We start from the raw sequence: 26,265 nt of genomic DNA on the forward strand, positions 1-26,265 counted from the left end.
AACTAAAGAAAGAGCTGCCTGAGATTATTCAGGCAGCTCTTTCTTATTCATTACCGCTTGGAAAGCTGGTAATAATTATAACTTTCATTTTCAATCGTAATTTCATTAATTAAGTCGAAGTCACATTTTTGTATGACTCTATTTGAGGGTGTATTGTGTACCAGCGCAATAGCGTTTAATACATCGGTAGAGGTGTGCTCAAACAAATACTTAATTAACCCCTTGGCAGCTTGTGTGGTATATCCTTTGCCGCGATGATCCTTGGATATGGCATACATGATTTCTCTGTTCGGAGCGGGTAATTCATCCTTCATTCCTGTACAGCACCAACCGATAAACTCATTCGTCTCTTTTAAAATAATGCCTAAACGAAGACGAAGCTCCCCGATATTTCCATCCGCTGAGACCGCTTGTAGAAACTGTTGGTTTTCTTTTATTTCATAGTTTATTAACCAATCTAGCCGTTGTTCTTTAGGGACATTCCAGTCGGGCAGAAATTCTATGATTTCAGGCTGCGTGGTAAGTGCGTGAAACTCGTCTAAATCCTCCACTCTAAACTCTCGTAACAGGATATCTTCACATTCAATTGTAAATAAATCGCGTTTTGTTGATTCGAAACCTACACGGTTATTCATATTTCATCTCTCCTTCATACATTCAAATTCATTTTATCATGAATAAAAGGGGCTATTTGGTAATCTTTAATTATAATAAAAGTTTTCTTTTATTTCACACAAATATTAATTAGTTAATATATTAATTGATTATAAAGTATGTTATTATGTTTCGTATAAAGGGAAAATGATCTACAGATAGATCGATTTTGTTGTAGTGATGAGTAGAGCGGTTAAGATTTTATGATTTCTAATATAAAAGATGACAGGTGATCTTCTATGAACAATGACAACAGTAACAAATCTATTAATGGTAATTTGATAGCGCATTATAAGTTTGATAATCCCAATCATGTGGGTCAGGATTACTCAGGGAATGGGAATGATGGAACCGCTTTAGGCACTAAGCTGCCATCCATTCAGACTGTAGCAGGTAGAAGTGCTGTTTCGTTAGCGGGTGGAGAACATGGCACATCCTATATTTCGTTGCCAGATGATCTCCTTAAAGAGGTAAGCGACCAAACGGGCATTACTATCTCGACATGGATGCATGTAAGTACTGCCGGGAGCTTATGGGAAAGACTGTTCGATTTCGGCAAAGGTGAGACAGGACCTTATATTTTCTTAACACGAAATTTCCGGGGAAGTTGCTTTGCTGGGGAAGATTTAGTTGCAGATCCCGGGAAATCCTTTGCTGCTGGTGAATGGGTGCACGTCGCTTTTGCAGTCACAGGCACAAAAGGTGGAACACTTAGCAGCGCAGGACCTGTGATGTATGTCAATGGTGAGATCGTTGCGGATGGAATGATAAGTCAGACCTCTAGCGGTACATATGCTAAGCTACGTACGTGGTTTGCTACATTTGAGGATCAAGTGAATTATAGTAACAATACGATCGGCAAGTCCCAGTACGCTGCAGATGTAGATTTTGGCGGTTCTCTTTCGGACTTCCGTGTATATAAAGCAGGATTAACACAGGACGAAGTCATTGAGATTATGTGTGAGTCTTTGACTGATGAAGATATCGTGAAGCTCGCTAAAGATAAATATTTAACCTTCACTAGCTCGATCATCACCAAAGATATCGAATTGCCAGCTTCGCTCATGGGTGGAAAAGTTGACGTGTCCTGGGTATCCAGCGATTCGGCGATTATTTCTAATACGGGTGTTGTGAACAAAACCGTCCAATCTGCTCAAGGCGTAACACTTACAGCAGTTTTGAAAAAAGGTGACAGTACCGTAGAAAAGAGCTTCACTGTCTCTGTGCTCCCAGATGGTTTGCCACCGTACACCTTAACGATCGATGGAAACCATGAGATTTTGGATGTTAGCGAAGTTTTATATGGCCTCTTCTATGAGGATATTAATAATGCAGCAGATGGTGGAATTTATGCAGAGCTAGTGCAGAATCGTTCCTTTGAGTCGTTTGCTTTTGACAGCTATTCGCATGTATGTGGTGTGCACGGGACTTCAACAGGAAGAAATTATACACCTCTTCATGCTTGGTCCGGTGACACGGACAAAATGACGGTTCATCATACAGGCGGCTTGAACGATTTCTTCGGAATCGAAGATAAAGATATGAATGCGCATTATGTGACAGTGGCAGATGGCGCGACGATTAAGAATAGAGGCTTTGCAGATTCCAATCAGCACTGCTCGATGTTTATTAAGAAGGATGCTAAGTATAACTTCACGATTTGGGCGAAGGCAGAGGCAGCGGGAACAATCACCCTGCAATTGCTCGACAAAGAGGGTAAAGCCATTAGTGATACAACGGTAGTTGAGGTGACCGGTGACGGTAACTGGAAGAAGTATGGTGTAGAGTCTAAGCTAGTATTAACAGGATCTGAAACTGTACTCGGTCAGCTGGCGTTAACCTTTAACGGTGAGATTTCCATTGATATGGTCTCCTTAATGCCGGAAGATGTTTGGGGCGCTGGGGAAGAAGAACGTTCTGCTACAGCTCACGCTAACTATAAGGGGAATTCGAACTATAGATTAAGAAAAGACTTAGTGAATGCGCTTGTTGATCTTCATCCTACATTCTTACGTTTCCCGGGGGGCTGTATTTCTGAAGGCTCTCACATTTGGGAGAATGTGTACGATTGGAAAGAGTCTGTCAACGATATTGAGCTTCGCAAAGAGAACTATAATGTATGGGGCTATATGATGACCATGGGTCTTGGATATATGGAGTATTTCCAATTAGCTGAGGATTTGAACGCAACACCACTTCCAGTTATGGCCTGCGGCGTACTCTGTCAAGCTCGTTCGGATTATGCGAATCCAGCTGGCGGTGCGTTAAGAGATTATTATGTGAAGAACTTTACGGATCTGATTGATTTCGCGATTAGCATGGATTTTGACAATAACGAGTGGGCCGCTTTGCGTAAAAATATGGGCCATGAAGCAGCGTTTGACCTGCGTTACTTGGGCGTGGGGAATGAAAACTGGGGAACAGAGTTTTTTGCCAACTTCGAGTATTTTAAAACAACGATTGATGAATATATGGTGAAAAACTACCCTGATCATGAACTGACCATTCTTTCTACGGTTGGAGCACAAGCAGATGATGATGCCTATCAACAAGGCTGGAAATTCCTAAGCGGAAATCTACAGGGCTCGGAACAGATCAGCTTCACGGATGGAACATCGAGTATTGAAGAGACGGTTACCTGGTATGAGAAACAAAAAAACTACATGGATACGATTGCGGACGAGCATTACTACCGTTCCAACGAGTATTTGTTAGAGAATGGGGATCGCTACAATTACTATTACAGAGCCTATAAAGAAGACGGCAGCTTGGACGAGGCTGAAACTTCGAAGGTTTTTGTGGGTGAATATGCATCGACAGATAAAAATACATTGGCAGGAGCGATTGCTGAGGCAGCGATTATGTCCAGCTTCGAGAATAACTCTGATGTGATTAGACTAGCGGCAACAGCACCGTTGTTCAATAAGGTACTTACAGATGGTACTTATAGATGGACACCAGATTGTATTTGGTTTGATGATGAAACTGTATGGTACACGCCGAACTATTATGTTCAACAGCTATATGCTAAATATCTCGGCACCAAAGTAGTTGGCACATCGTTCTCGACATACCGCAACGGTGAAAAGGTAGAACTCATTCCTCACGGCGGTATTGAAGTGGCTGCTGGAAAAGCATCTGTGGTTGTGAAGCGAGTGAAGGTTACTTCGAATACGGATGGTAGCGTTTTGTTAGAGCAAGATTTCACCCAGCCGCTGCATGAAGCTTGGAAGGTCATTCCTGGGTCTGCCGGATATACGATTGATCCTTCCAAAGGTCTAGTCTTGAAGGCACAGAATAGCGGACTGAACGGATTGTATATCCTTAATGACGTTTGGACTAATTATAAAGTAGAGGTTGTAGCTGAAAAAGCTTCTGGCGAAGATGGCTTCTATGTAGGCGCAGGTCTGACAGAAATCTCACCGGAAAATAAAGATGTTATCGAATATGCGATTGGCTATAACGGCGATGCCACAGGAGTTAAGGTGCACAAGCAAGGAATTGAGGCTTATACGCTCGGCGATTATTCCTCTAGTACCGCTGCTGGTAACCTCAGAGCTAGTTGCTATCAAGAGCTAGCGGATCATACGGAATATACCATCACTGTTAATTATGGTGGAGCAGACGGTAAGCATTTGATTTGCTCTTATACAGATGGCAAGACGACAAGTAAAGTGCTTGATTATAAGCTAGAAGCGTATAACAGAGAAGTATACAATTCCGTTACTAAAGATGATAAGCATCTTTATGTGAAGCTTGTGAATGCGGATCGTGTAGAAAAATCAACACAACTTGATCTAAAAGGCTTAAGCGTAGCTGCTACCGGTAAATGGATTACTTTAACGGGAGATGCTTCGCTCGTTTACACACCTAATGTGAACAGAAAAAATGATGAGAAGGTTACTCCAGTTGAAAAAGAAATCGTATTTGATAAAGACACTGCAATTGTAAATCTAGCTGCCCATTCTGTGAACGTGATTGTTTTGGATCTTATTTAATAGAAAAGATAGCATTCAGCGCGCGCCGATAATACTTCGGCGCGTGTTGTTGTTTAGGTAGCTTATAATCGGTTGATGAATATTTATAGAGAAGGGTCACTTGCTTGATGAATCTCTGAATCTAACTTACACTAGTGAAAGTACAATCACCCGAATGACTCTCCATCCTGCGATCCTCCCAGAATATTTTTCACCACACTAATGCTTTCATTTCACGAGAATATAGTTCATATCTTGCCCTTAATAGGAGGACGATACAATGATGAAATCATTCAAAACGGACTGGAAAGCAAATCTAAAAAATCCACAAACGATTATGGCTTTGTTTACTTATCGTTTTGGAAATTGGGTGTATTATCGGGTGAAAAGTGGCCTGATCCGCAAACCTTTGTGGCTCCTATATCGCATCATGGATGTGCTGTTTGTCCGAATTGTTGCGAATGGAGAGCTTCATGCAGGTGCTCAAATTGGTGATGCACTTCATTTACCACATGGATTAAATGGCATTATTATTAGTCCTAAAGCGGTGATTGGCAATAGCGCCACTATTTTTCACCAAGTGACTATTGGAGGGAGAAACAACTTAGGAGAGCCCGTGATTGGCGATAGAGCGTTTATCGGAGTAGGTTCTAAGATTCTAGGTCCGATTACACTGGGGAACGATGTTAATATCGGAGCCATGTCTGTTGTGGTTAAGGATGTGCCGGATAATGCTTCGGCAGTAGGGATTCCTGCTAGAAATATTTTGCGAAATGAACCTAAACCTGAGAATACAAGATAACTACGAGATGTTCTAGTACATAGGGTATCGCTTTATTTTAAAAAGTTACAGGGTATAATTAAAGCATCCAAGAAATCTTGTAATAACCTTCTAGAGATCGGAGTAATGAAATGAAATATAGCAATTTAGAAGAGTGTGTTAATGATTTAGAGAAACATGGACATTTGGTTCGTATTCGTGAAGAAGTGGACCCTTATCTGGAGATGGCCGCGATTCACTTAAAGGTTTATGAAGCCGGTGGACCGGCATTATTATTTGAAAATGTAAAAGGCTCGGAATTTCGTGCCGTATCTAATCTTTTTGGAACCCTAGAGCGCAGTAAGTTTATCTTTCGGCGTACTTGGAATTCTACACATAACGTAATTGCACTTCGTAACGATCCAGTAAAAGCACTCAAAAATCCTTTTAAATATGTAGGGACCGGACTATCCGCGAGAAAAGCATTGCCTATCAAAAAGCCAGGGGGTTTACCAAGTGGTTTTCAGGAAATCAGTATTTCTGATCTTCCGCTGATCACACATTGGCCAGAGGATGGTGGCGCTTTTGTCACATTGCCGCAAGTGTATTCTGAAGATCCAGACAAGCCAGGCATTATGAACTCCAATCTGGGGATGTACCGTGTGCAGTTGAATGGTAATGATTATGAGCTCAATAAAGAGGTTGGCATTCATTATCAAATTCATCGCGGTATCGGCGTGCATCAAGAAAGAGCTAATCGAAAAGGAGAACCGCTTAAAGTGAGCTGTTTTATCGGCGGACCACCAGCGCATACGTTATCGGCTGTAATGCCATTGCCAGAGGGTATGAGTGAGATGATCGTTGCCGGTTTACTTTCGGGACGTCATTTTAGCTACAGCTATGTAGATGGATATTGTATCAGCAATGATGCGGACTTTGTGATCACAGGGGAAATTCATCCTAGTGAGACGAAGCCAGAAGGGCCATTTGGCGATCATTTAGGCTATTATAGCTTGGTGCATCCTTTTCCAGTTATGAAAGTACATAAAGTGTACGCTAAAAAGAATGCAATCTTTCCATTTACGGTTGTCGGCAGACCCCCACAAGAGGATACCGCTTTTGGCGAGTTAATTCACGAGTTGACGGGCGGAGCTATTCGCCAAGAAATCCCGGGCGTTAAAGAAGTTCACGCAGTCGATGCTGCGGGAGTTCATCCCCTTCTGTTTGCGATTGGCAGTGAACGTTATACGCCTTATCAACAAGTGAAGCAGCCAGCGGAGATTCTTACGATCGCGAATCGGATATTAGGCACAGGTCAGCTTAGTTTGGCTAAATTCTTGTTTATTACAGCCGAAGAGAAACAGCCTATCAGCACACATGATGTTGAGGATTTCTTGACATATATCCTAGAGCGAATTAATCTTCGCAGAGATATTCATTTCTATACGAACACAACGATTGATACCCTTGATTATTCCGGCACAGGATTAAACAGCGGAAGTAAGGTGATTTTCGCTGCAGTTGGGGAGAAGAAAAGAGAGCTATGTACAGAGGTTCCTGACATTCTTCAAGAGCTACAAGAATTTGGACATGCAAAAATGGTGATGCCGGGTCTTGTGGCGCTTCAAGCCTCTAAATTCACAAATTACGCTGAAGCAGCGCAGGAAATGAACAAGCTTAGCGAAGTGATTCAAGAACAGGGAGCACTCCCATCTTGTCCGATGATTATTGTGTGTGATGATAGCGAGTTTTTAAGTGAAAGAATTGAGAATTTCCTATGGGCAACGTTCACACGCAGTAATCCTTCTCATGATATTTATGGTGTGAACAGTTCTACGGAGTATAAGCATTGGTCATGTGATAACGTGATTATTGATGCGCGTGTAAAACCTCATCAAGCGCCACCATTAATTCCGGATCCAGCGGTTCAAAAGCATATCGAACGATTATTTGCTCCAGGTGGGAGCTTAAACGGCAAAATCTAACCATAACTCAAAGACCTTCTTGGGAAACCAAGGAGGTCTTTTTGCTGTTTTTCGAAATGATTTTGCTCTTATGAAATTAAAAACGAATAGGTGTATTTCTAGGTTTTATGTCCCAGCTTGTCACAAAATCGTAGGATTTTATAACTATAAGCGAGTGAATTGAACGGTTTAGTGTATGATAAACTCTGTTTTTTAAATGTTCATAGTGAAACTTAGGTGGTAGTATCGTGTTGGATATGATTGCATCTGGAAATTATTCTCCAGAAAAGTATCTGAGTAAGGAGGAGGGGATACGCGCACGAAGTGAACTTATATTTGAAGAACGAATAACAACGAAGCTTATTGTAAGCGTTTACTACAACTGGGCCAGATGCGTACTAAGTTCTTTTAATCATAAGAAAGCGGGTGAAGCACGGAAGATGAAGAGAAATAAAATGGGGAATAAAATACTTATTGTGTTATTGTCGTGGATCTTCATTTGTTCATCTCTATTTCCCTCTACAACATTTGGGGTGCAACCAGCCAGTGCGGATTCAGGTCCAATAACTTTGCTATATGATTTTGGAACGGCGACAAGTCCTGTAATGAGTGGTTATACAGGGGTGCATGAATCTAAGTTGTATACGAAGGAGCTAGGGTATGGTCTAGATCAGGCAGTTGCCTCGAGAAATCGCTCGGGTGGAGATGCGCTGACTAATGATTTTGTACTGGGTTTGTCCTATTCCTTTCTGGTGGATCTTCCTAATGGGGATTACGACGTGACTATATTCTCAGGAGATTTATTGGCAGGTACGAGTACAACTAAAACTACGATTACTTTGGAAGGAATAACGGCCGGTTCAATAAGCAGCAAGCAGGCTGTAAATCAAGCCACCTACCGCACGACTGTCCAAGACGGTCAACTGACCGTTGGCATTACGGGTACAGGGGTTGGGGGATATTTAAATGGACTTATGATTCAGCAAATCGTGCCCGGTCCATTGAAGGCTCCTGAGGGCTTAGCGGTTACGAATCTTTCGCCTACTGCGGTTTCCTTGGGGTGGAGCAGCGTGACGGAAGCGGTCTATTACAATATATATCGGACTGAGCTTCCAAGCGGAACAATCCAACCGGTAGCTCAAGTTGCTGTTAACAGCTATGTGGATTCAGACGTAAATGAAGGCGGTGGCTACATTTATAATGTGTCTGCTGTCAATGGAACTGGTGAGGAGTCTGCTTTGAGCGCATCTGTGACGGTAGATAAAATTCCGGGTGTAGAGGTTCCAGCAGCACCAACTGGCCTTTCAATTGTCAGTGTAGGTATAAGTTCTGTTCAACTAAGTTGGAACAATGTGGCTGGAGCAACCCGTTATACAATCTTAAGGTCTGATTCAGCAGATGGAACCTTCCATGAGATTGGGCAGTCGGAGACGGCGACATTTACAGATGTAGCAGTGGATACCTCTAAACGGCAATATTATGGGGTAAAAGCTGCTAATGCCCAAGGAGAATCCCAGTTATCTAACAAAGTGGAAAGTTTGGTATACACGCCACCGGTAACATTGCCAGATGGAAATGTATATTCCTTTGATTTTGGCCCAGGTGCTGCGGCGGAAGGCTATCTTAAGGTAGATGCCGGAGTATCTTATTCTCCTGCCGTTAAATATGGCTTTACGGATATATCAAAGGTAACGGGTGTAGACCGGGGAACCTCTGATCCTTTGCGATCAGACTTTGTAGTACCTAAGGAAACTACTTTTAATGTGGATTTACCGAATGGCGATTATACTGTCTCACTTATCGCTGGAGATAGCGCCGGAGACACAGACATTGGCATCAAGGTTGAATCCATTCAAAAGGTTCAGCAGACAAGTAAAACAAATGGTCAGTATTTGGAAATGAACTTTGATATCGCTTTGGTGGATGGTCAAATGAACTTTGTATTCTCTGGCACGAAGCCTAATATCAATGCTCTTGTGATTACTAAGCAGCCAGATCGTCCTGCTAATGAATTGCCTGCAGTTTATATTGCGGGTGATTCCACTGTGCAGACTTATGATCCTTACTGGATACCACAGGCTGGCTGGGGGCAAATGATCGCGGAATTCTTTAGTCAGGAGGTAACCTTTAAGAATCACGCAATCGGAGGTCGCAGCTCTAAGTCATTTATTGTAGAGGGACGGCTGGATGAAGTACTGCGAAAGATACAGCCGGGTGATTATTTCCTTATCCAGTTTGGCCACAATGACGCAACGATTAGCGTTCCTGATCGGTATGCCTCACCAGCGGATTACAAAAATTATTTAAAAACATATGTTGAGGGTGCTAGACAAAGAGGAGCCACTCCGATTCTGGTGACCCCAATGGGGCGCAGAGATTTTAATGCTGCCACGGGAAAATTTAATGTGAGTTTCCCTGAATATGTGCAAGCGATGAAAGAGGTAGCCAATGAGCTGCATGTGGATTTGGTTGATCTTAGCGCGCTAAGTGTCGCTTATTACAATTCTATCGGTTTTGCAGCTACACGCTCTGTATTCCTTCACCTCGATGCCGGGATATATGGTGCTTTTCCGAATGGATCGGCAGACGATACTCACTTTCAAGAGTATGGAGCGATCCAAATGGCCCGCCTGCTGGCGAAAGGAATTGAGCAATTAAACATTCCGCTTTCCAGCTTTGTACAGGACATTAAGCAACCCGAAACAGTGCCTGCAAAACCAAAAGGTCTTGTAGCGGGAAGTATCAGTAATGCAGGTGCAGTGCTGAAGTGGGATAAAGTAGAGGGCGCTGATATTTATAAAATCTATCGTAAGCTAGCGTCAGAAGCTGAATCTGCTTATACATTGGCAGGAACAGCCACTGTTCCAACTTTAACATTAAGCGGGATGGCAGAAGGTAACAGCTACTCAGTCCGAGTGACTGCAGTCAATGGACTAGGTGAGTCTCAGCCTTCGGATGAAGTGAAGCTGACTACGAAATCTGCGCAGTATCGTTATGATTTTGGACCTGTTGGCTCACCCGTTGCGGCAGGTTATACGGAAGTGAATCGTAACGTACTTTATACATCAGAGCGTGGATACGGTCTGACCTCAAGCGAAGGTATGATCGATCGAGATCGCGGTAGTGCGACTGATGCCCTTCGTAGAGATTTCGTTATCTATTTTGGAGGATCGTATGAATTTAAAGTTGATTTACCGAATGGTTATTACTCCGTTAAGACCTATACAGGAGATTGGATTGGTTCTGCCAAGACGAACGTAGCGATTGAAGGCAAAGATTATGGAACGGTCTCCTCAGGCAAGGAAAATATTGCTGAGAAGCTGTATAACCAAATCGCTGTCAAAGATGGTCAGATGAATCTTGTTTTTAGTGGCACAACGGCCCATCTCAATGGACTGGAAATCACACCTCTATTATTAGCTCCAACGAATCTGAAGCTGGGTGGTCTGGATTTAAACAGCGAGCCTATTACAGCCAATCTTTCTTGGGATGAAATGGATGGTGCACTGAAATACCGAGTCTATCGGCAGGCAACTGTTGCTAGCAGCGCGGAGCTGCTAGGTGAAACAACGGGGCCAGTTTACACAGATACTACTGCGGATATCGGTATGGAATACATCTATACGGTAACTTCGGTCGATAGCACAGGACTGGAATCCGTAGGCTCCAATGCCTTAAAGGTGTCTATGATTGATCCATCTGTTGCAAAAGCAGCCGTACCTAGTGGTCTAGCTGTACAATCTACCAACAAAAATGATGTGACCTTTACGTGGAATGAAGTGCCTGATGCCCGGATGTTCAACATTTATCGTGCGAAATCCGCAGACGGTGAGTTCATCCTGATCGGCAAATCATTTGAAGCTTCGTACACAGACACTACTATTCTGAGTACGATTCCTTACTATTACAAAGTAGCCTCGGTCAACGCTGGGGGCATCTCTAATCTATCCGCTACACTGGAAACCTCAGCGGTGACAACACTATATCGGAAGATGGAAGCGCTGGATCGTGCGCCTGTTGCGGTTAAGACAGATGCGGGTGTTTATATCAGCTGGCGGATGTTAGGTCTGGATTCAGAATCGATTGGATTCAATCTGTATCGTGGGGAAGAGAAGCTAAATGATTCGTTAATTACGCAAAGCACGAACTATCTCGACACTTCCGGTACAGCTGACGCCAAGTACAGAATTACATCAGTAATCAATGGAGTCGAAAAAGCGGCTTCGGAAGAATTCAGCGTATGGCAGAAGCAATACCTATCTATCCCCTTGCAAAAACCAGCAGATGATTACACCAAAGATGGTCAGCCTTATACGTATAGTGCAGGGGATGCAAGTGTAGGGGATGTGGATGGTGATGGGGTGTACGAAATCATCATGTTATGGTCGCCTTCGAACAGCAAAGATAATTCCCAGGCAGGTTACACAGGACTAGTCTACATGGATGCTTATAAGCTAGATGGCACACGTTTATGGCGGATTAATTTAGGGCCTAATATCCGTGCTGGCGCGCATTATTCACCATTCATGGTTTACGATTTGGACAGTGATGGTCGTGCTGAGATTATGCTGAAGACAGCAGATGGTACGGTTGATGGTCAAGGTACCGTGATCGGTGATGCAAGTGCAGACTATCGCAATAGCTCGGGTTATGTGCTCCTCGGCAATGAGTATTTAACAGTGTTCGAAGGGGCAACAGGCCGGGCAGTGGATACGGTTAGTTATGATCCGCCGCGTGGTGATGTGGGCGCTTGGGGCGATGCCTATGGTAATCGGGTGGACCGCTTTTTAGCCGCCGTAGCTTACTTAGATGGTGAACAGCCAAGCGTGATTTTTAGCCGTGGTTATTACACTAGAACCGTGCTTGCAGCTTACAATTATCGTGGTGGCAAGCTCGAAAAAGTATGGCGTTTCGATTCCAACGATGAAGGATATGGAGAGTATGCCGGTCAAGGCAACCATAACCTTTCTGTTGGAGATGTAGACGGTGATGGGAAGGATGAGATAACCTTCGGTGCGATGGCGATCGATGATGATGGATTACCACTGTACAATACAAAGCTTGGTCATGGGGATGCAATCCATTTCGGAGACCTTGACCCTACCAGACCTGGACTGGAAGTCTTTGATGTTCATGAGCATACGGATTCGAAATATGGTATTGAAATGCGCGATGCAGCTACAGGGGAAACCTTATGGGGTGTGTTCACGGGAATTGATACTGGACGCGGAATGTCAGCAGATATTGACCCGCGTTATACCGGTGAAGAGGTATGGGCTGCAACGATTACCAATGAGGTGCAGATTCCTGTTACAGGCGTATATAGTGCACAGGGAGAGCTAATCACGAATAAGCTGCCTTCTTCTACGAATTTTGGCATTTGGTGGGACGGTGATCTTTTACGTGAATTGCTGGATTCTAATCGAGTGGATAAGTGGGATTACACCAACCAGACAACAGCTAATTTGTTGACGGCAACTGGAGCCTCTTCTAATAATGGCACCAAGGCGAATCCGAGCTTGCAGGCGGATCTGTTCGGGGATTGGCGTGAAGAAGTGATCTGGCGAGCAACGGACAGTTCTGAATTACGAATCTATACAACAACGGATATGACAGATTATCGTATTCGCACTTTGATGCATGATCCGATCTACCGACTGGGAGTGGCTTGGCAGAACGTGGGTTATAATCAACCTCCGCATCCTGGATTTTTTCTTGGCGAAGGCATGGAACTACCAGCTGCACCAAAAATTCAATATGTAGGCTCGCCTGTGGAAACAGAGGACACTACGCCGCCTGTAATCACTGGTTTACCTTCTATTCAAATGAGTGAATCGGATATCTTGAAGGTACAGGTCGTAGCAGAAGATCCTGAGTCTGGTATTCGTAGTCTGGATATCACCTTTGATGGAAAAGAAGTTGTCTATGGAGATGAGATTCCACTCAAAGGACTTGCGGGATCGCATACGTTCATCGCAACAGCTGTGAATAACGCTGGACTCTCGACGACTGAACAAGTAATTGTGGTCGTAAGTGGACCTCAGAAGGCAACAGGAGTTCCGGGACAACCGGTTCTATCCAATAACAATGGGCAGGATATAGGACTCTTGGACGGGGATTACAAAATCACAATGAATATGTGGTGGGGCAATAACGGTACGGTCTACAAGCTTTATGAGAACGGTACCTTGATTGACACGCAAACCTTACGTGATGACTCCCCAGCCGCACAGACCGCGATGACTAGTGTTACTGGAAAAGAAAACGGAACCTATACCTACAAGGCTGAGCTAACCAATGCTTTTGGAACAACGGCATCTACTTCTCATGTGGTTACTGTGAAGGATGCTGCGCCAGGTAAGCCAGTGTTATCTAATGACAACTGGGATGGTGATGGAGAGTATAAAGTGACCATGAATCTATGGTGGGGGATGAACGGCAAAGTGTATCGCTTGTATGAGAATGGAGTACTGATCGATACACAGACTTTAACAGCAAATACTCCGAATGCCCAAACGGCTTCTACTTCTATCACGAATCGATCTCCGGGTGCTTATGAATACCGGGTAGAACTGATGAATGATCAAGGCGTAAGTGAAAGTACAGTCATGAAAGTCACGGTAAAATAACTAAGCAATAGTTAAAAAAGCGCCTACGTCGGTAATATCCGGCTAGGCGCTTTTTCGAGATTATCTAAGATTTAAAGGATTCTGCAAGACTATTTCCACTATCATCGTCATATGAATCTATACAACGAATGATAGGGAGGATTGTAATTATGGAATTGACGGATATCATCTCTAAGATTGTGGTAGTTATACATGTTATAGCATCCATAGTCGGAATTGGGCCAGCTTTTGTGCTGCCAATACTGACAAGCTCTGCCAAGACTGGCAGCCAGCTTCGTTTTGTATTTGGCATAATGAAGAAAATAAACAGATTCCCTAAGACGGGTGGGATCACCCTAATTCTTACAGGCATTTTGTTAATGATCATTGATAAAATGGGCTTGTCGGTGTTGTGGATCGATCTTTCGTTATTATTTTTTATCGTGATAGAAGTCATTATTATTGGATTTGTTGAGCCTCGATTGAAAAAGCTGACCCAGCTCGTGATGGCGAGTGAAGGCGACGAAATACCTGTAGGCTACACCGCCGCTATAAACAAGATCGCTCCGTTAGAAGCAGCTGTTCATGTGCTCACTATCGTCATTATTATATTAATGGTAGTAAAGCCGGTATAAGATCGAAGCGTCTATTCTCAAGGATCTCTTCATAATCGCGAATGAGTCCATCAAAAATGGACTCCCACGAGCGGCCGAGTGCCAGCTGTCGCCCCTCATACCCCATAGCAGTCAGCTTTTGGGGTTGCTCTATACATGCGCAAATCTCACGAATAAAAGCACCCGGGGAACGAGGTGGGGCGATCATTCCTGTGCGACCGGGTATAACCAGATCCTTCACCCCACCTTCATTTACGGCGAGGACAGGCAGTCCAGAGGCCATGGCTTCAAGGACAACATTACCGAAGGTTTCCGTACTGGAAGGGAAGACAAATAGATCAGCTGAGGCATACAATTGAGCAAGCTCATCACCGTGCTTGTAGCCCGTAAACGTGACATTTTGTGGTGCCTGCGCCCGCATCTCTGATAATAAGGGACCGTCTCCAACAATTAACCAATGAACCTGAGCTTGCATAGACTCGGGCAATTGCTGCATGGTGATAGCAAGGGTATTGATATCTTTTTCAGGGGCGATTCTTCCTACATATAGCAGTAGTAAAGGTGCGCTAATTCCGTAACGATCACGGACCTGATGGCTGCGTTTTTTCGGAGTGTAGAGATTGCAGTCGATGCCTCTAGACCAAAGCTTCAAACGTTGAAAACCTTGAGCTTGGAGGGAATCGAGTGTTTCGTTGGAGGGCGCGAAGGTAACATCGCAGGTTCGATGAAACCACTTCATGTACTTCCAATAAAGAGGTGCGATTTTTTTCATCCGATAATATTCAAGATAGCGATCAAAATGGGTATGGTAGGAGGCGACATGAGGCAGGCCAAGCTTTCGCGCATAGCGAAGGCCGCATAGACCGATATTGAACGGAGTAGCCAAATGAAGCAGATCGGGTCGAAAAGCTTTTAGCTCTGATTGGATGGAGGACATATTCGGCAGTGCGAGTCTACATTCTGGGTATAAGAAAAAGGGGATACTGGTAATGGGACGTATGGGATCAGCATAACTGTCTTCAGGAGCAGATTTCGGCGAAAATAGCAGATGCTCGATACCTCGCCGGTTCAAATGAGTGGTTAAGCGCTGAAGCGTAAGGGAAACACCATTCGTTTGCGGAAGAAATGTGTCTGTAAATAAAGCAAGACGCATAGAACCCCTCCCAGGTACTCTTGATGTCTTGATCATAACAGTCCATTATTTCATGGAGGTCAAACGGATGTTAAACAGAATATAAAAATCCACTGCACAAGGTAATGAGGTATACAGTGGATTTTTTTGTATGAGAGCTTATATTTACACTTCTTCATATATCCGCTGTAAAAAAACGATGCTTTCTCTTAGATGCGATTCAGGAGTACTCTCTAAAATGCCCTGAATATGCGGACGCTCATATTTCATATAACGAAGAATTGGCTCAAATTCAAGCCAGCCCTGACCTACAGGAACAATTTTGATGGCTCCATCTTGCACGACAAAATCTTTTAAATGAATGATGGCAATTCGATTTCCTAAGAGCTTCAAAGCCTCCATAATAGTAGCTTCCTGATGCAAGTAGTTTGTAGGTGACATGAGATTAGCGCAATCTAATATGACCTGAAGATTATTAGAAGGGATCTCATCCAGCAGTCTGCGAGTTAAAGATGCGGTGTACAGCGGATGATGGAGTCCCGCTTCGATTCCTACCGTCACGCCAAAACGTTCGGCCTCTGCCACCATAGCCTTTACCGATGTAATTACCTCTTGAAAAGCCTCTTCTGTAAAATTAGCTGGGGTATAGCCCTGACCTACACTTCCGGTCTCTGTTCCTACCAGACTAGCGCCGAAATCTCTGGCCAAGCGAAGATGCGTAGTGAACTCGGCTAACGCTTGTGCCCGTTTCTGTGGATCGGTGTCTACGATATTAACGTAACAGCCAAGTACGGCAATCTGAATACCAGCCTGTCTAAAGGCATTTCCATAATAACTGGCCGTTCCGGGACTTATCGCTGTCAGACTAGGGGCACTATCAGGAAAAGATTTCTTAAGTGCAAACTGGATATGAGAAAAATTATAATATTTTATTTTCTCAATTAATTCCTGCAAGGGAACTTGTGTGAAATCATGTGCTCGAACACCTAGCTGAAGGGGAATGCTCATGTGATGTGATCGCTCCTCTTAGTAATGTTGTTTGTGTGGTGCTAGTTTATCCCAGTCAAAGGTAACGCCAGTGCCTATAACATCCGGCGCAATAGCCATTCCATTATCTTTGTTAATCACTAGTGGACGCGTAGTGTATTGATCGATAGGGAAGCTATGCATTTCCAGATAACCTGCGTTTGGCATAGCCGCTAACAAACTAACATGTAATTCCTGCATTCCATGCGTGGAGACGGAAAGGTTATACGCTTGTGTTAAGTGAGCTACCTTTAACCAGCCCGTAATCCCACCTATATTGGAAGCATCGGGTTGCGGGAAATCGACATGACCATATTGCAGCATGTGATGAAATTCAGTTAATGTCCGCAAGTTCTCTCCGCCTGCAACAGCAATGCCTGACTCTTCTGCGATACGTGCATAGCCGGCGTAATCTTCTGGAATCGTTGGTTCTTCTAAGAAAAGAATATCGTATTTCAAAAACTCTCGTGCGGCTTTGATTGCTTTTTCTACACTCCAGCTCATATTCGCATCGACCATAAAGGCTACATCTGGACCGATTAATTGGCGCACCGCTGCCACTCGTTCCACATCTTCAGCTAATGTTTTTTGACCTAGTTTAATTTTGACAGCCTTCAAACCCATATCTAAGTATTTTTGATTGTTGCGCAGGAGCTTTTCTAATGGGAAATTTAAATCAATCGCTCCACCATAACATTTGACCTCATTGCTTGCGCCACCCAGAAGTTTGTAGAGGGGTTCATCTGCTTTCTTCGCACGTAAATCCCATAAAGCAATGTCACATGCTGCAATGGCGAAGCTAGCCAACCCCCCGCGAGCAACATAATGTATTCCCCAGTTCATCTGCTCCCAGATACTTTCCACACAGCTAGCGTCCTTGCCGAGTAAGATATGAGTTAATTCATTCGCAATTAGTGAGCAAATCGCTTTGCCGCCAAATCCGCCAGTATAGGTATAACCTACCCCTTCACGACCGTCATCCGTTCTTATTTTGACAATGGGAACTTCAAAGTGAGTGTGCAGGCCGTGTTTAGCGTCCTCCATGATTTCTGGTAAAGGGATACGATAGTACTCTGTAATAACTTCTTTAATTAGAGACATCCGTGATCACTCCTTGTATTAGTTGTTGTAAGTCTGTTAATGGTAAGGCAGTAGATTGTTTAATAGCCTGAACCACAAGTCTGGCGATGTGCTGAGCACCTTGATCAGAGAAATGAGTATCATCCATAACTCCATTTGGGTAATTCGGATGTGCTTTTTCAGGTAAATGCATGAATAATTTCCTGGATTCCTCTTCGCCTAATGAATGATAGAGCACTTGCGAAGCTGTGAAAATATCAAGCAGCGGTGTTTGCGTTTCTTCAGCTACCTGCTTCATGGCCTCGGGATAAGCGCCTACAGCAAGTGGGTTAAGCTCTCCATCGGAGTTGAAGCGGCGGCGACTTACCGAGGTTAGTAGAACCGGAGTCCCGCCTAACTGCCGAGCAGCTTCTATATATTGAGTTAGGTTGTGGCGATATTCAGTGTCGGGATCAGTGTAACGCAAAGGATCTTCTTTTTTCTCATCGTTGTGTCCAAATTGAATGAAGAGGTAGTCGCCGGCTTTGAAGTCTTTAAGGATGGCATTCAGGCGTCCGTCTGATATAAAAGATTTGGTACTGCGGCCATTGATGGCGCGATTATCGATTCGAACAGAAGTCCCAAAATAGCTTTGCAGGTATTCTCCCCAGCCAGTCATAGGTTTCTCTCCAGCACCTTTGATGGCCGCAGTGGAATCCCCCGCAATAAATAATGTGGGTGTCATAGGATCTTCTCCTTGAATGTAATAGTGTTTGCTTAACCATTTCTCAGCAAGAGAAAGCCATTGCTGGCAATGAGGATGTTCTTTAGCAAGCCCTAAACCATGCCGTCCTTCTTCAAAAATATGTAGTTCAAAAGGGATCCCTTGCTTCGATAATGCAGATGAGAACAACAGACTATTCTCCACAGGAACGCTGGCATCGTTTGCTGTAGTCCATATAAAAGTTGGAGATGTTAGAGAAGTCACTTGTGATTCTGAGGAGTAAGCGTGAAGCTCAGCTTGAGTTGGGCGGTCTCTCAGAAAATGAAGTCGGCTCCCCTGGTGGGCATAAGGCTCTTGGAATGTGATTACAGGGTATCCCAGTAGGAGAAGATTTGGTTTCTCTGCCCGCGTGGTAGTATAGATGGAGGCTAAATGTCCTCCAGCCGAGAATCCGATCATTCCTACTTTGTTCGAGATTACATGCCAATCTTTTGAGGCTTCCCTGATCCATTTCAGAGCTTCCTCAACATCATTTAACAATGAAGTAACGCTAAGATTTTCGACCTGATAATCTAATACACCAGCATGAATACCAAGATTATTTAACCATTTAGCGACTGGCGCTCCTTCATGTTTAGCTATGTGTTGGTAACCTCCACCAGGCAATACTAATATAAAAGGACGGGGCTGAACCGTCGCAAGCGGATAGAGGGTGAGTAGTGAGGTTTCCAGAGAGAGCTCGGTTTGTTCTGCATGGTTGGAATGTACACGGAAGCTCAACATTATGTTCCAATTCCTCCTTAAAAGGTTATATGCACACGTTAACATATTTTTAGAAAAAAAGAGAGACTCTTTTTTTTTTGATACCACCTGAACAATATTTTCATGCTTTTCACAACGATTCGTCAAAGGTGGATTTAAGTTTTGTTCCAGCATTGTGATCCCGGTATTGACCGGGTGTCATGCCTTCCTGCTTACGGAAAGAGCGAATGAAGTTCTGAGAGTTGTTGTATCTTAATTTGGCTGCAATATCTTTAATGGGCATGTCAGTTTCCTTCAGCCATTTTTTCGCCATTTTAAATCGGTACATCGTTAAATATTCGCTAAAATAGTACTGGGTCTCCTTGCGGAAGACACTGCTGATATAGTTGGCATTATAATGCAGACGTGAAGCACACTCTTCTAAAGTAAGATCTTTATCATAATCATGTTGTATCAAATCGATGATCTTCTCTGAGATGTTGTGGTATTGAGCATTTTGTCTGCTGTTAAAAATCTTGATCATCGGATAAATGACCATGCTCCAAAACCAATCTTCAATCTCCGTTACAGTATGGAGGTCATGCAGCTCCTCAAATATGGAACCATTAGCATGATAAATTTGATTTAAGCTAATACCGGATTCCTGCATCATAATGAGTAAATTATTGAGTAAGCGCGTCAACGGGATCTGGTATTCCTGTGGTGAAAGCTCATGAGCAAAGATAGATTTGAAGAGCAAATGAATGAGTTCTTTTGCTTTATCTGTTTCAGCTAATTTGATAGCGTCCAGTAAGTCGTTTTCTTTATGAGTAGGGTAGTTCAAATTCAGATAGTGCTTGCCAGAGTTAATATTTTCATACTGGATAATGACACCTTTACCAAGTTTGATCCGATGCTTCAGTGCTTCGAGTCCCTCTCTGTAAGCCGTGGATAATTTATCGAAGGTGTTGAAGGGAAGGCTCAGACCAATGCTCACCTGAAGCTTTAGGTAGTTGTTTATTTCCTGCTGCAGCTTCTCCGTTAATGAATATAATGTCTTGTGAAAAGACTCGGTATCACTGTCTGGACTCCCCAATAAGACGACTACTGCATGATCCATAATTACAGGTGCCAGTCGTTGTTCAGGGCAGACTAACTCTTCGATTATATTGTGGGCAGCGAATAATAAGAGATTAAGATCTTTTTTCTCATAGCTGGAATCATCGGCAAAATCAATCGACAACGTAATCACAGCCATCGTCTTCCATTCTTCGAGCTGCTTATGGTAGCCGAATTGTTCCAGCTCTTCGTGCAGATCGCGCTTCTTAACGTTGCCATGGAAAGCATTGATTAGGAAGAAGGTACGCACCTGTTGGATATGCTGACGGACTTCTTTTTCCAGCTGTGATTTGGATTGGAATAAAGAATGAACTTGTTCTCCTATAATCTGAAATTCATTCGTATGTCTGGATTTAATGTCCGGTTTGCGTTGGCCCATTTGATTGAGCAGTCTTTCAATGGGGGTGTACATCCGTCTTGATCCGATCCATGCCAAGAGAATAGACAATAGAAGCATAAAGGTACACACGAATATCGTAAACAGACTAATTTTTTTGGATTCTTTCGTTAAACTTTCCATGGATGTGACCGAAAGATAGACCCAGCCATTCATCTGAGAGCGCATGTAAGTGACAGAATAATTCTTCTTGTGGATCATGGTCTTAAACTGTCCTGAAAGTTTGGAAGGATTAGTAATGAAAGAGTCTTCTGTAAATCCGCCTTCTTTCATTGGTTTCCCGATCAGGTTGCGGTCTGGATGGAGCAGGAATCGACCTGTCTTATCCAGAACGATAATATCGTCGAGTGGCTGTACATCCGAGTTAATAAAATCCTGAAGACTGCAGACAGGAATATTAGCTAAGGCGAGCCCATATTTTTGCAGCTTATTGGTTGGGAGTTTCTTGATAAGACTAATGCTGTAGTTACAGCCTGTGACGTTAATGCTTTCCTCACTGTAAAATATGGAGGACGGGTTCAGGATCCACGAGGTATCTTCGGCGATATTCATCAGGTTGGTGAGCTGCGCATGGTCCTTGTACTCATTTAAGCGATAAACACCAGAATTTTTGATCATCCAATTTTGCTGCTGATTTAATAAGATGACATCTTCCAGCTTCGTATCGAAGGACTGCATATTGCGAATTTCGTTTCTTAAATCATTGTATAAAATGAAATCGGTTTCATTTAATGGGTTGTTTAGTGCTTTTTTTAATACACTAGAATTGATCACTTGGTTTAATGTTTGATTGACAGTTGTTAACTTATGTTCTACATTTGAGGTGATTTGTAAGATTAATTCCATTTTGCTGTTGTTAATGTTTTTTTGAATTTCTTTTGAAGATGTGAAGTATGAAAAAGAACCGATGAACAATACAGGCAGTGTGCTTATTACAAAGGCAAACATCGTTAGCTTACTTAGAAAGCTTAATGGTCTCACGGGACTCAGCACCTTTACTTATGTAGAAGTAGACACTTGAACTAAGTGTATGTAACTTGGTATGAAATAACAATAATCATCTCGTTCTGTGATAATCATTAGCTCTAATTATGCTTATAAATTGTAAAATTTTCAAGATATAGAGTGATAATCCTTACAATACCTAGGAGGCCACAGAAAAAATGTCTAAAGTATCTATGGGTAAAAGGGCAACGCTGTATTTCTGCTTATTTACCATGCTCGTCTTCTCTTTTTTAAGCGCTTGCAACGATAAGGAATCTGCCGAAGCCGGCCCAGTAGTATCTTCCCCTAGCATCTCAATTTTGGCACCCCTTCATTTTCCACAACAGCCTTCGAAAGAGATTATGACAGAGATCGAAAAACTGACAGGTGTGAAGCTCGATATAAGGTGGGTTCCAGAGGGGGTCTACACGGATAAGATGAACACGGCGCTTACGACCAATTCCCTCGGAAAGGTCACATTTGTAAAATTCTCAGACTACAATCTGGTGAAAAATGCTATTCGTTCGGATGCCTTTTGGGAGATCGGCCCCTATCTTCAGGAGTTCTCCAATCTTAAACAACTGAACCCCGCTATTCTTAAGCAGACTTCTGTAGATAGTAAGATCTATGGCCTATATACGGAACGCCCCTCTTCCAGACAGGGGGCCATTATTCGTAAGGATTGGCTCGACAATCTCCATTTAAATAATCCACAAACACTGGATGAACTGTATGAGGTTATGAGGCAATTTACATACAACGATCCAGATCAGAATGGCAAACAGGATACCTTCGGATTAGTCGATCGAAATGATCTTGTGTATGGGGTATTCAAGACATTAAGTTCGTATTTTGGCACCCCGAATAATTGGAAACTAGAGAATCATCAATTCGTTCCTGAATTTGTGACCGCTGAGTATATGAACACCATGAATTTCATGAAGAAATTATATGATGAGAAAATTATTAATCAGGATTTCGCCTTAACGAGCAAAGAAGTACAACGTGATAAGTTCATTAATGGTATTGCTGGTGTATTTATTGGCAGTATGACAGATGTAAAGCGGCTGTCTATTGAAGCTCAGAATTTGAATCCAAAGGCAGAACTTACGTTAATCAATCGGATCGAAGGGCCAGTAGGATATAAGGTGTGGTCGATACCCAATTATAATGGACTCTATCTCTTCTCCAAAAAAGCCATTGCTACGGAGGATGAACTCCGCGAGGTACTCGAATTCTTTGATCGAACCATGGATAAAGATGTAGCGAATATAATGATGTATGGGTTTGAAGGGCGCCATTATAAGCTTGAGGGAGGAAAAATCATTCTTCCCGAGGAAACCTCAGAACTGCGGGTGCAAGAAGTAAATCCGTTATATTCTTTGATGATTGCAGATATTAGTAATAAGAACATTATGGAGGTGGCTCAGAAGGAGCAATTGACCTCACTTGCGGATCAGCTAAGTAAAGATAATGAATCTTTTTTGGTCGACGATCCGACTGTTTCTCTAAGTTCATCTACCTATGATGAGAAGAATGTGGAACTGTCTACCATTATTGTGGACGCTACTTACAATTACATATTAGGCAATATAACCGCTGAGGGATTCCAGAAGGAAGTTGAGAAATGGAGAGCTAGCGGAGGAGATCTGATTATTAAGGAATATGGTGAGGCTGAGCTTGGGATAGAAAAGTAAATAGGTTAGATAATCTTTGATCCACTGCGGTTGACGCGGTGGATTTTTTTCTGTTATCACCATAATCATTTGCTCAGATCCCTTTAAGAACGGGCCTTTATGGGGAAATGATTGTTTTCGTAACCTTGCCGAACATGTAACGTGGAACTCGTAACCAATACAAATTATGGAGGTCAAAATGGTATGAAGAAGAAATCCTTCACCATGTTGTTGACAGCACTGTTAGCGTTCAGCACATTGTTAGCTGGATGTGGTGGCAACAACAATCAAGCAAGTTCTGAAACTGCAAGTGGTGAGAGCACTGCTAAGCCGGTTGAGACAGAAGCACCTAAAGAAGAAGTGAAAGCAGGACCGACAGAAATTAAGATTATGCTTCCATTAAATACTACAGAAACACCACCCGACAGAATAAAAATTGAGCTTGAAAAACTGACTAACACAAAGTTAACTTATCAATTCTATCCGGCAGATACGTATGAAGAAAAGCTGAATTCATCCTTTGCTACGGGTTCACTGCCACAAGTAACCTATTTGAAGAATCAGACCACCTTTATTCAAATGAAAGACGCGATTAAAGACGGTCAGTTCTGGGAAATCGGTCCTTTATTAAGTGAGTTCCCTAATTTAAGTAAATTGAAACCGGAAATTCTGAATAACACGAAAGTGGATGGCAAGCTGTACACCTTGTATATCGGTCGCCCGCTAGCACGCCAAGGGATCATTTACCGTAAGGACTGGGCAGATAAGCTGGGACTTAAAGCACCAGCTAATGTAGATGAATTGTTGGCTATGGCTAAAGCATTCACAGAACAAGATCCAGATGGTAATGGGAAGAAGGACACCACCGGTATTATTGATCGGAATGAATTAACCTACGGTGCTTTCAAAACAGTATCCTCCTGGTTTGGCACACCAAACACATGGGGCGAAGTGGATGGTAAATTAGCACCTGACTTTACGTTCCCGCAGTATATCGATACGATGGATTTTTTCAAAAAAGCACGTGATGGCGGCTACATGAACCAAGATTTCGCGGCTACAAGTAAAACAGATGCGGTGAATATGTTCACCAGTGGTAAAGGCGGTCTTTATATCGGGGGCTCCATGCAGGATATCGATTCTCTGAATAAAGATACCATCAAGAATTTCCCGGATGCAGTTCTGGACACACATAGTATGGTTGCCGGACCGGGTGGAAAGTTTGCGCAATGGATGATTCCTGGGTATAACAACGTCGTCTTGTTCCCTAAATCTGCTGTAAAAGATGAAGCAGAGCTGAAGAAGATTCTTGCTTTCTTTGATCAAATGATGACCCCTGAAGTTGCAAACTTGATGTATTGGGGAGTTGAAGGCGTTCACTATACCGTTGAAGACGGTAAAGCGAAGCCTGGAGATGATAAAGAGCTGATCGAACGTGAAGTAAAAGGCTTTAAGGATAGCGTTATCGGAGAATATGAAACGAATGGTATGTACCAGAGCTATAACGTGCTGCCAGGCCGAATTCACGCCGAAGAATTAGTTCTTGAGAATGTGAAGGTGGGTGTGCCTGACCCAACTGCTGCAATGGACTCTCCTACTTATACAGAAAAAGGTGTTGAACTCCAACAGATCATAACCGATGCGACCTACAAGTATATCTACGGGCAGATCGATAAGGCTGGGTTTGAGAAAGAAGTGGAGAATTGGAAGAGCCGTGGCGGAGCTAAAATCATTGAAGAGTATAACGCATTGTACAAGAAATAGATTTTAGCTGAAAAGGTTGTTGATCCTGTTTCAACAACCTTTTCTTCTCCTAACCACATTGTGAAATAAAGAGTTTGAATAAAGAAGGAGAAAGGAAGAGAAACATGCAGGAACTCACCGCACAGCCAGCCCCACAACCCAAGCGTATATATAAGAGTAACAGTGAACTAAAAAAGCGGCTGTGGAGAAATAAATGGCTCTATGTCATGCTAACGCCGGGCGTACTGTATTTTATTATCTTTAAATATTTACCTATGTATGGATTGATTATCGCATTTCAAGATTATAAGCCCTACCAAGGAATAACGGGCAGTGATTGGGTAGGGATGAAGCATTTTAGCAGGTTGTTCACAGAACCGGACTTCTTAAATATTTTAGTGAACACACTGATCCTGTTTGGATTGAACATTCTTATTTATTTTCCGATCCCGATTATATTAGCCCTGATGCTGAACGAGCTTCGAGGTACATTTTTCAAAAGAACGTTTCAGACCCTATTCTATTTACCCCATTTTATGTCGTGGGTTATCGTCGTCTCCATCTCCTTCGTTATGGTCACGATGGACGGAGGGATTGTCAACGAGCTACTAGCCTATTTTGGTTTTGAAAAAATCAACTTCCTGCTTAACCCAAGCTGGTTCAGGCCGATGTACATTATTCAGGTCATTTGGAGAGAAGCGGGCTGGGGAACGATTATTTATTTGGCTGCCATTGCTGCAATCGATCCGGGACTCTATGAAGCAGCACGTATGGATGGAGCTGGCCGGCTCAGACAAGTCTGGCATATTACACTTCCAGCGATTCGAGGCGTAATTATCACCTTGTTTATTTTGAAAATCGGTTCCGTTCTGGATCTTGGATTTGAACATGTCTATCTGCTGCTTAATTCCATGAATCGAGAGGTCGCGGAAATTATTGATACGTATGTATACACCGCAGGGCTAAGACAAGGACAGTTTAGTTACAGCACAGCTATCGGATTCTTTAAATCTATTGTTGGTTTGATCATGGTCATGACGGTGAATAAAATCTCCAAGAAAATGGGAGAAGAAGGCGTATATTGATA

At 43.1% G+C, this 26,265-nt stretch carries 14 protein-coding genes; 8 read left to right on the forward strand and 6 right to left on the reverse strand.

The annotated features are described in order from the left end of the window. Positions 1 to 50: 50 nt before the first annotated feature. Positions 51 to 635: a GNAT family N-acetyltransferase gene (locus QNH28_RS09355; protein ID WP_283911116.1), complete on the reverse strand. Its 585-nt coding sequence runs from the start codon at positions 633 to 635 to the stop codon at positions 51 to 53. Between the two features lie 258 nt (positions 636 to 893). Between QNH28_RS09355 and QNH28_RS09360 the strand changes: the two genes are divergently transcribed. The 5 genes from QNH28_RS09360 (at position 894) to QNH28_RS09380 (ending at position 14,598) form a co-directional block, all read left to right on the forward strand. After that, on the forward strand, positions 894 to 4,652 hold the full coding sequence (locus QNH28_RS09360; RefSeq protein ID WP_283911117.1) for an alpha-L-arabinofuranosidase C-terminal domain-containing protein: 3,759 nt from the start codon (positions 894 to 896) through the stop codon (positions 4,650 to 4,652). 259 nt (positions 4,653 to 4,911) lie between these two features. After that, the gene (locus tag QNH28_RS09365; protein ID WP_283911118.1) at positions 4,912 to 5,433 is read left to right on the forward strand and encodes a serine O-acetyltransferase; all 522 of its coding nucleotides are present in this window, start codon (positions 4,912 to 4,914) and stop codon (positions 5,431 to 5,433) included. Between the two features lie 110 nt (positions 5,434 to 5,543). Next, positions 5,544 to 7,376: a UbiD family decarboxylase gene (locus QNH28_RS09370; RefSeq protein WP_283911119.1), complete on the forward strand. Its 1,833-nt coding sequence runs from the start codon at positions 5,544 to 5,546 to the stop codon at positions 7,374 to 7,376. Between the two features lie 236 nt (positions 7,377 to 7,612). Further along, positions 7,613 to 13,984 (forward strand): rhamnogalacturonan lyase family protein, encoded by a 6,372-nt coding sequence (locus QNH28_RS09375; protein ID WP_283912098.1) that lies wholly within the window; start codon positions 7,613 to 7,615, stop codon positions 13,982 to 13,984. Positions 13,985 to 14,133: 149 nt separating this feature from the next. Further along, positions 14,134 to 14,598, forward strand: coding sequence for a DUF2269 family protein (locus tag QNH28_RS09380; RefSeq protein WP_283911120.1), 465 nt, complete (start codon positions 14,134 to 14,136; stop codon positions 14,596 to 14,598). Here QNH28_RS09380 and QNH28_RS09385 read toward each other — a convergent pair. From QNH28_RS09385 to QNH28_RS09405, 5 genes are all read right to left on the reverse strand, one after another. Then, positions 14,570 to 15,730 (reverse strand): glycosyltransferase family 4 protein, encoded by a 1,161-nt coding sequence (locus QNH28_RS09385; protein WP_283911121.1) that lies wholly within the window; start codon positions 15,728 to 15,730, stop codon positions 14,570 to 14,572. The genes QNH28_RS09380 and QNH28_RS09385 overlap by 29 nt on opposite strands. 144 nt (positions 15,731 to 15,874) lie before the next feature. Further along, the gene (locus tag QNH28_RS09390; protein ID WP_283911122.1) at positions 15,875 to 16,717 is read right to left on the reverse strand and encodes a sugar phosphate isomerase/epimerase family protein; all 843 of its coding nucleotides are present in this window, start codon (positions 16,715 to 16,717) and stop codon (positions 15,875 to 15,877) included. Positions 16,718 to 16,735: 18 nt separating this feature from the next. After that, a complete protein-coding gene (locus QNH28_RS09395; RefSeq protein ID WP_283911123.1) occupies positions 16,736 to 17,836 on the reverse strand; it encodes a mandelate racemase/muconate lactonizing enzyme family protein in 1,101 nt (366 codons plus the stop codon). Beyond that, entirely contained in the window at positions 17,823 to 19,301 is a 1,479-nt protein-coding gene (locus tag QNH28_RS09400; RefSeq protein WP_283911124.1) for a GDSL-type esterase/lipase family protein, read from the reverse strand. Before QNH28_RS09400 ends, QNH28_RS09395 begins: the two co-directional genes overlap by 14 nt. Positions 19,302 to 19,410: 109 nt before the next feature. After that, a complete protein-coding gene (locus QNH28_RS09405) occupies positions 19,411 to 21,756 on the reverse strand; it encodes a helix-turn-helix domain-containing protein (protein ID WP_283911125.1) in 2,346 nt (781 codons plus the stop codon). Between the two features lie 182 nt (positions 21,757 to 21,938). Between QNH28_RS09405 and QNH28_RS09410 the strand changes: the two genes are divergently transcribed. From QNH28_RS09410 to QNH28_RS09420, 3 genes are all read left to right on the forward strand, one after another. Continuing rightward, positions 21,939 to 23,456, forward strand: a complete 1,518-nt coding sequence (locus QNH28_RS09410; protein ID WP_283911126.1) for an extracellular solute-binding protein — start codon at positions 21,939 to 21,941, stop codon at positions 23,454 to 23,456. A 183-nt stretch (positions 23,457 to 23,639) separates the two neighbouring features. After that, positions 23,640 to 25,199: an extracellular solute-binding protein gene (locus QNH28_RS09415; RefSeq protein WP_283911127.1), complete on the forward strand. Its 1,560-nt coding sequence runs from the start codon at positions 23,640 to 23,642 to the stop codon at positions 25,197 to 25,199. Positions 25,200 to 25,303: 104 nt separating this feature from the next. Further along, entirely contained in the window at positions 25,304 to 26,263 is a 960-nt protein-coding gene (locus QNH28_RS09420) for an ABC transporter permease (RefSeq protein WP_283911128.1), read from the forward strand. Positions 26,264 to 26,265: the final 2 nt, after the last annotated feature.

The organism is Paenibacillus sp. G2S3, assembly GCF_030123105.1.
Lineage (GTDB): Bacteria > Bacillota > Bacilli > Paenibacillales > Paenibacillaceae > Paenibacillus_AQ.

What these genes read in the sequence shown, in the direction of transcription:
- QNH28_RS09365 (WP_283911118.1), top strand. Translation starts at nt 4,912, where the DNA reads ATGATGAAATCATTCAAAACGGACTGGAAAGCAAATCTAAAAAATCCA.
- QNH28_RS09395 (WP_283911123.1), bottom strand. Translation starts at nt 17,836, where the DNA reads ATGTCTCTAATTAAAGAAGTTATTACAGAGTACTATCGTATCCCTTTA.
- QNH28_RS09370 (WP_283911119.1), top strand. Translation starts at nt 5,544, where the DNA reads ATGAAATATAGCAATTTAGAAGAGTGTGTTAATGATTTAGAGAAACAT.
- QNH28_RS09360 (WP_283911117.1), top strand. Translation starts at nt 894, where the DNA reads ATGAACAATGACAACAGTAACAAATCTATTAATGGTAATTTGATAGCG.
- QNH28_RS09355 (WP_283911116.1), bottom strand. Translation starts at nt 635, where the DNA reads ATGAATAACCGTGTAGGTTTCGAATCAACAAAACGCGATTTATTTACA.
- QNH28_RS09385 (WP_283911121.1), bottom strand. Translation starts at nt 15,730, where the DNA reads ATGCGTCTTGCTTTATTTACAGACACATTTCTTCCGCAAACGAATGGT.
- QNH28_RS09420 (WP_283911128.1), top strand. Translation starts at nt 25,304, where the DNA reads ATGCAGGAACTCACCGCACAGCCAGCCCCACAACCCAAGCGTATATAT.
- QNH28_RS09390 (WP_283911122.1), bottom strand. Translation starts at nt 16,717, where the DNA reads ATGAGCATTCCCCTTCAGCTAGGTGTTCGAGCACATGATTTCACACAA.
- QNH28_RS09380 (WP_283911120.1), top strand. Translation starts at nt 14,134, where the DNA reads ATGGAATTGACGGATATCATCTCTAAGATTGTGGTAGTTATACATGTT.
- QNH28_RS09375 (WP_283912098.1), top strand. Translation starts at nt 7,613, where the DNA reads ATGATTGCATCTGGAAATTATTCTCCAGAAAAGTATCTGAGTAAGGAG.
- QNH28_RS09400 (WP_283911124.1), bottom strand. Translation starts at nt 19,301, where the DNA reads ATGTTGAGCTTCCGTGTACATTCCAACCATGCAGAACAAACCGAGCTC.
- QNH28_RS09410 (WP_283911126.1), top strand. Translation starts at nt 21,939, where the DNA reads ATGTCTAAAGTATCTATGGGTAAAAGGGCAACGCTGTATTTCTGCTTA.
- QNH28_RS09415 (WP_283911127.1), top strand. Translation starts at nt 23,640, where the DNA reads ATGAAGAAGAAATCCTTCACCATGTTGTTGACAGCACTGTTAGCGTTC.